Annotated in this window: 3 protein-coding genes; 2 read left to right on the top strand and 1 reads right to left on the bottom strand. The window is 57.4% G+C overall.

The features are described from left to right. The first annotated feature begins 152 nt into the window (after nucleotides 1–152). A complete protein-coding gene (locus tag CE168_RS06675) occupies nucleotides 153–1,646 on the top strand; it encodes a cation:proton antiporter (protein ID WP_099571649.1) in 1,494 nt (497 codons plus the stop codon). A 120-nt stretch (nucleotides 1,647–1,766) separates the two neighbouring features. Here CE168_RS06675 and CE168_RS06670 read toward each other — a convergent pair whose 3' ends face one another. Next, nucleotides 1,767–4,934: an FtsX-like permease family protein gene (locus tag CE168_RS06670; protein WP_099571647.1), complete on the bottom strand. Its 3,168-nt coding sequence runs from the start codon at nucleotides 4,932–4,934 to the stop codon at nucleotides 1,767–1,769. A 263-nt stretch (nucleotides 4,935–5,197) separates the two neighbouring features. On the opposite strand from CE168_RS06670, the gene CE168_RS06665 reads away from it, so the two are divergent. After that, nucleotides 5,198–6,667: an amino acid permease gene (locus tag CE168_RS06665; RefSeq protein ID WP_099571646.1), complete on the top strand. Its 1,470-nt coding sequence runs from the start codon at nucleotides 5,198–5,200 to the stop codon at nucleotides 6,665–6,667. The last annotated feature ends 206 nt before the right edge of the window (nucleotides 6,668–6,873 follow it).

Below are 6,873 nucleotides of genomic sequence, written 5' to 3'. Positions count from 1 at the left end.
CGCCATTTTCCACAGGTAGCAACGCTCATAGAATTGNCCCCCCCCCCCCATAAAATTTACAAAAACTTAACCTTGCCCTAGCGCACCCTTTTGGTACATCATGGGGTATCACGTCTCTGAATACCGTCATGCAGACTCACTAGGCTAGAAACATGACGCAAGAGCTCGTTTCATTGACTATCATCATGGCGGTGGCAGCCGTCAGCCCGATTGTGGCGCAGTTGATTCCGGGAAGGTTCATTCCACAAACCGTGCTGCTGCTCGTCACCGGAGCCGCACTCGGTCCGTACGGACTGGGCGTGATCGAGGTGAACGACGCCGTGAAACTCTTGAGCGAACTCGGCATGGCGTTCCTATTCCTGCTCGCCGGCTACGAAATCAACCCGAAACGACTCGCCGGACATCAAGGCAAAGTCGGCCTTGTCACATGGATCATCACCTTGGGGCTCGCCGGACTCGTCGTGACCCTGCTTCCATTCTTCGCAAGGCAAGGCATCGACGGCATCGCCACGGTAATAGCACTTACCACCACCGCTCTCGGCACACTCATGCCGATTCTCAAGGAACGCAACCTCGAAGGCACCCCTATCGGCGACGCCATCATCTCGTACGGAACGTGGGGCGAACTCGGCCCAATCCTTGCCATGGCCATCCTGCTATCCACCCGAACCGGCTGGCAGACCATGCTCGTGCTCGGCGCGTTCCTTGCCATCTGCCTACTGTGCGCAATGCTACCCACGAAAGCACTGAAAACCGGCCATCGCCTGTACCGTTTCCTTACGGACAATGCGAACACGTCATCGCAAACGCTCATGCGACTGACCACATTCCTGCTCATCTTCCTTGTCACCATTTCTGCACTGTTCGAACTTGACGCGGTACTCGGCGCGTTCGCCGCAGGCTTCATCCTGCGCTACATCATTCCCGACGGCAGCAAGTCGCTGGAAATGAAACTGGAAGGCGTCGGCTATGGCTTCCTTATTCCTGTGTTCTTCGTGGTGTCAGGCGCCGCGATCAACGTGCGCGCCGTGGCAGGCCGACCCGCGCTGCTCGTCGCGTTCATCGTAATGCTCATGCTGATTCGCGCGGTGCCCGTATACGTTGCACTATCGCTCGACAAACGCGAGAATCCGCTGTCATCGCATCACCGCGTCACCGTAGCGCTGTATTGCACGACCGCGCTGCCGATCATCGTCGCTGTCACGTCACTGGCGGTGAAGGTCGGCACCATGCAAAGCGACACCGCATCAACACTGGTCGCAGCCGGTGCGATTACAGTGTTCCTGATGCCGCTGCTTGGCTCGATCACATATCAGGTGGCCGACGTACATCCGGTCACCGCGGCTCGGGAGATTGCACACACGCCATCCGATTGGCGGACGATCGTACACGAACATGCGCAGGTACGTGCGCTGCTGCACCATCAGGACCGGCTCAAGCGCATGGTGGAAACGTTGGACGCACTGGAGGCGATGGGAACGATGGGACATGGCGATGCGGCACATAGCAACGCCGAATGCGATGAACATCGAGCCGAACTTGTGAAACGTGCGCGCCGCGAAATCGACCGGCAGTTGAAGGAACTCGGCCTAGACCCGCAGCTCACCACGCAACTGCCACACAACTACCGTTATCCGAAGAACTGAGACGCGAATCCGAGCCTTTCCGGTACTCTAAGTGTCCGATTCTGGAGAAACGGACAACCGTAACGCACTTTTACCCGTCTGGTTGTCCGATTCTGCAGAATCGGACAACCATGCATGCGCCTATTCGACGGACTTGAGCGAGCTGATCGGGTCAATGCGGTCAAGTACAGGGTTGACGAGCAGCTGCACGAGTAGCGCGAACGCCATGGTCGCGACAGCCGCGATCACATAGCTCAACGGCTTGCATTCCACTTCGAAATACAGTGCGGGCATGTTCAACGCGGCCGTCAGCAATCCGCCGACGAAACGTCCGAGCGGCAAGCCCAACACCACGCCCATCATGGTGAGCACCATCATTTCGCGATTCACGTAATGATGCACTTCCTTGTCGAAGAAGCCAAGCACCTTAAGTGTGGCCATCTCGCGTTCACGTTCTGACACGTTGGTATTGGCGAGCGTGAACAGCACCACCAGCGCAAGCCCGCCCGCGAGCGCCACTATCAGCGCGACCACCGCGCCCATCAGGTCGAATTTGAAGCTTTCCGCCATGTGCGCGCAGCTCACGGCTTTCATGACCGCGTCATCGTCTTCCAGCTTTCCCGCGTAGGCGGCCTGGGATTCGCCCGACCCTTTGAGCTTCGCGTACATGGCGTTCCACACCAGTTGCCGGTCGTTTGACGATGCGCCATTCGAGGTACCGGATTTGCCGTTTTTGTTGTCTGATTCTCCAGAATCGGACATCTGGGACCCGTTTTTACCGCTCTGGTTGTCCGATTCTCCAGAATCGGACGCGGAAGATGCGGAAGACGTGCCGGATGCAGCAGTGTCGAACAGCTGGTGATAGTAGGTTTCGCTGACGTACACGTCCGATCCGATCACACTGCGGATTACCGCGCTGACATGCGCTTCGGCCTGCGTATCGTCACCGTTGGTCAGCGTTACCGTGTCGCCCGCGTTGACGCCCATCGCGCTTGCCGCGGACTGCGATACGATCACGCCGTCATCGCCCAGGCTTATCGCGTCCTTCGTACCGGAAGTACCATTCGCGTCCGATTCTCCAGAATCGGACATCTGGGACCCGTTTTCACCCGTCTGGTTGTCCGATTCTCCAGAATCGGACAACGAAGACGCAGAGGAAGACGTTCTGGACTTCCCGCTGAACAACGACTTCGCACCATCCACCCAACTGGAGCGCACCGGCTGCAACGTGACCATCTTGCCGAACTCGCTGCGTTCACTGTCGGGCACGGCAACCAGCTGAATGCTTTCGCTCCCCGAATCGCCGGTCAAATCACCCGATTCAACGCGCACGTCCATGCTCGACGTGACGCGACCGTCCAAAGCGACTTTCTGCCGCATCGCATCAGCGTCATCATCGTTCGCGACCACCATCAAATCGTACTGATACACGTCCTGATACTGTTTCGCACCCAATGCGGCAACGGTGTCGTTGATCGCAAGTCCGCACACAATCAGCGCGGTGCAGCCGGCCACGCCGCCGACCGTCATGATCAGACGCGATTTGAAGCGGAAAATGTTGCGCGCCGTGACTTTGCCGAGGAAGCTCATGCGATTCCACAACGGCTTGATACGCTCCAGTAGAATGCGCGATCCTGCACGCGGCGCTTTCGGACGCATGAGACTGGCCGGCTTCTGTCGCATTTCCTGCGCGCACGCATACACGGTTGCGGCAAGCACGCCGACCACGAACAGCGCGACTCCGGCCGTTCCGTACAGCCAGTCGTATTCCAAGCGTACGTCCGGCATCACATACAGGCCTCGCAATACGACAAGCAGGAACGCTGGAATGCCAAGGAAGCCTGCGATCAGGCCGAATCCACCGCCGATCAGGCAGGCGAGCAGCGCGAACAGCAGGTATCGTGAGGCGACCGCAAGACGCCCGTAGCCGAGCCCTGTGTATGTGCCGATCAGCCCGCGATCCTCTTCGACCATGCGCGTCATGGCGGTCAGACTCATCATCACGGCCACGAGCAGGAACACGATCGGGAATGCGTTGCCCAGCGATTGGATGGATTCCAGATCGGATTTCAGCGAGCTGAATCCGCCGATTTGCGACCGGTCCTGCACATACCAGCGCACTTGCGGAATGCTGTCTTCCATCTCTTTCTGCTTGGATTGCAGCGTCTGTTCGGTTTCGTTTTTCTGCTGGTCCAATTTCGATTGCGCCTGGTCGAGTTGCGCTTTGGCTTCCGCTAATTGCGGGCTTGCGGTAATTGCCGTTTCACGTAGTGTTTCACGGGTTGTTTCGTCGAGGGATCCTGCAGCCGCGCCCGCCTGCATATTGACGATTTGGTCGATTTGCTGGTTGAGCTGACTGCGATTGCTGTCGATCTGCTGTTGCGCTGCGGCGAACTGTTTGTCGGCTTGCGCTTTCGCCTCGTCGATTTGTTTGGTTCCAGCGTCGAGTAGTTCCTGATGGCGTGCTTGCTGGCGATTCTTGCGTATCTGCCCGTCGATGCGGTCAACTACTTCGCTGACGGTGTCGTCGTACACGTCACTGAACGAGTCCTTGTCGGCGGCGCCTTTCACGAGAATGGTGACGGCCGTGTACATGCTGCCGGTCTCACCGTCGGACGGCGCAAAGAACGTGTAGTCGCTGGTGGCGGAGGAACGGAACGCGTTCGTACCCGAATAGCCGTCTGGATTGGTGAGATCCTGCGGGTCAAGCACCACGCCCACAATGGTCAGTTCGGTAGGGAAGCTCGGTGTCTGGTTGTCCGATTCTCCAGAATCGGTCACCCGTGCGGCACTTTTGCCATCCTGGTTGTCCGATTCTCCAGAATCGGACAACCAAGACGCAGAAGACGCCGAATCCTGGGGCGTCACCGTAATATGGTCGCCCTTTTTATATCCGGAATCCTTGATGAATTTGCGCGTCACCGCAATCTCGCCGGACTTTTCAGGCATACGGCCACTTTGCAGATACGGCTGGTCAATGCCATTCGTGCCGATCTCCTGCATGGTCACGGTTTTTTTGCCGTTCAGATCGACCGTCACGGTTTGCGAACGTTCGCCCTGCACTTTCGCAACACCGGAAACCTTACGGAGCGCGGCAATATCGTCGTCAGTCAATCCGGCCGTCGACAACACCTGAATATCGTGCAATCCTTGGGTGTCGAAAAAACGATCCGTCGCGAGAAAAGCGTCTCGGCATCCCGCGTAAATGCCGGTAAGCACGGCAACGCCCAGCAATGTGATCATGGCGATGGAGACGAATCGCTTCCACGCATGCAACCACATACGCACCATGTCTTTGACGAATGCCATGACGACCTCCAGCCCCGCAGCGTTCAAGCAGCATCAACCATTGCTCTCAAAACCCTCATTTTATTGGACTATCGAACTATTGAACACTACGAAACCGAATCCACGCGCTACAGCTACAATCGGGGAAGACGTGCCATGCCAAAAACCATAGGCGCGTCACCTACCACTACTGCCGAACGCAATATCACAAGATCGCCAAACTTTTGCTGAATTTGCCGAATATTGCCGAATATTGCCGAGGCACCCAAGAAGAGGAAGCATTCATGAGCGACGCAATCGTTGCGAAGAAACCGCGCGAAACCGACGATGTGCCGGTTCCGCCGACGCTGCGCAAGTCTTTGAAGAATCGTCATATTCAATTGATCGCATTAGGTGGTGCGATCGGCACCGGCCTGTTCTACGGTTCCAGCGAATCGATTCAGCTGGCGGGTCCGGCCATTCTGCTCGCCTATCTGATCGGCGGTCTGGCGATTTTCCTGATCGTGCGCGCACTGTCCGAAATGGCGGTCGAGGATCCGAAGGCGGGCGCATTCAGCTACTATGCCACGCAGTACTGGTCGAAGCGTGCGGGCTTTATTTCCGGCTGGAATTACTGGTTCAACTATGTGCTGGTGGCCATGGTGGAGTTGGCTGTGGTTGGCTCGTTCGTGAATTACTGGTTCCCGAACATTCCGAAGTGGGTGTCGGCGGCGGTGTTCCTGGTGGCCATCGCGGCGCTGAATCTTATGGGCGTGAACAAGTTCGGCGAATTTGAATTCTGGTTCGCCATCATCAAGATCGTGGCCGTGCTTGCCATGATTTTCGGCGGTTTGTATGTGATCATCGCGAACGTGCCGACAGCTTCGGGTATTCGCGCGTCGTTCGCCAACTGGTTCACCGTTGACGGCGGATTCCTGCCCCACGGCCTGATGTCTCGCAATGCGGACGGCACGTGGACCGGCCTGCTGATGGCGCTGGTCGTGGTGATGTTCAGCTTCGGTGGCACTGAGCTCATCGGCATCACCGCGGGCGAAACCGAAAATCCGCGCACCACCATCCCGAAGGCCACGAACGGCATTATCTGGCGTATTCTCGTGTTCTACATCTGCGCGCTCGGCGTGATCATGGCCGTGGTCCCGTGGAGTACGATCGACGGCAATTCCAGCCCGTTCGTGCAGATTTTCGACTCGGTGGGCGTGCACGCGGCCGCCGGCATTCTGAATTTCGTGTGTCTGACCGCCGTGATGAGCGTGTACAACTCCGGCCTGTACGCGAACTCGCGCATGCTGTATTCGTTGGCGAAGCAGGGCAATGCGCCCGCGTATCTGGGCCGTCTGAACAAGCGCGGCGTTCCGGTCGGGGGTGTGATCACGTCGGCCATCATTATTGCGATCGCCGTGGTCGTGGTGTTCGTGTGGCCTGATTTCGCATTCAATTATTTGATGTCGATCGCCACGATCGCCGCTGCGATCAATTGGATCATGATCATGATTACGGAAATTAAGTTCCGTCGCGTTGTCGCCGCCGGCGATGGTCCGAATGATTTGAAGGGATTGAAGGGCCATGAAGCGCTTGACAAGCTTGCGTTCAAGCTGCCGTTCGCCAAGGTGACGCCGTATGTGGTGATCGCGTTCATGCTGTTGGTTGTGGTGCTGATGTGCTTCTCCGCAAGCTATCGCATCGCCGTGGTCGCCGGCGTGATTTGGCTGGCCGTGCTGTTCGCCGCCTATCAGATCACACAGAAGCGTGCCTGAAGTCGTAAGGCAGCAATGCGCCCGTGCCTCAAGCTAGGGGCACGGGCGCTTTTTGATTTCAGATTACGATTTCAGATTTCAGTTTTTGATTTCCAATCCGCGATTCCCGCGCTGTTCTGGGGACTCGCGCCGTTCGACCCGTGGTACATGTCAAAGCAGTCCGACAACATCGTCGCGATCCTGTATGGCGTTACCCTTGCGATGAT

The organism is Bifidobacterium sp. N5G01, from assembly GCF_002742425.1.
Lineage (GTDB): Bacteria > Actinomycetota > Actinomycetes > Actinomycetales > Bifidobacteriaceae > Bifidobacterium > Bifidobacterium hominis.
Note: the sequence above shows the minus strand (reverse complement) of the source record. Positions and strands in the feature narration are given on the sequence as shown.